Genomic DNA, 531 nt, shown 5'->3' with positions numbered 1-531 from the left:
ATGTACGCAGCGAAAGAAGCGGGTAAAAACCGTTATGTTATCTTTCAAGACGACAAGCATCGCATCGATTCATAATAAGAAAAATCTGTTAAACAATCACTAGAACTTAGTTGTTTCTAACGTTCGTACTTTCAAAAATTTTATTCGCATTGCCCTCTACAAAACCCGAAAACTCTTCGCCCGAAGGTAAAGGGTAGCGTTTCGCAAACTCATAAAAGACACTCGGAATGTCGTACTTCCCCTCTTGGAATTGAATAGATACTTTGTCGGCCAAAGTGGATGACTGTTCCAAATAAATCTCTGGGCTTCCTTTTACTTTTCCACCCGCGCTATTCAATTGATAACCGTGATCTTCTAAAAACGCATTCAACACGTGAATATCATTCAAGCCATCCACATCGCTGAGGGAATTCACTTTCACCGTAAAATGGTTTGGCACAAAGCCAAAGACATAAAACCACGCCGCATACTCTGATTCTTGTAAAAGAGTCTGATACACCGAATACGAAGGCTGGCCCCACGACACCCCTG

Annotated in this window: 1 protein-coding gene; it reads right to left on the bottom strand. The window is 41.8% G+C overall.

Features of this window, described 5'->3' with window-relative positions:
• Window positions 1-106: 106 nt before the first annotated feature.
• On the bottom strand, window positions 107-531 hold a 425-nt coding region (locus A3739_RS15785; RefSeq protein WP_156502617.1), incomplete at its 5' end, for a 2-oxoadipate dioxygenase/decarboxylase family protein.

The sequence above is a fragment of the Oleiphilus sp. HI0067 genome (assembly GCF_001635735.1).
Note: the sequence above shows the minus strand (reverse complement) of the source record. Positions and strands in the feature narration are given on the sequence as shown.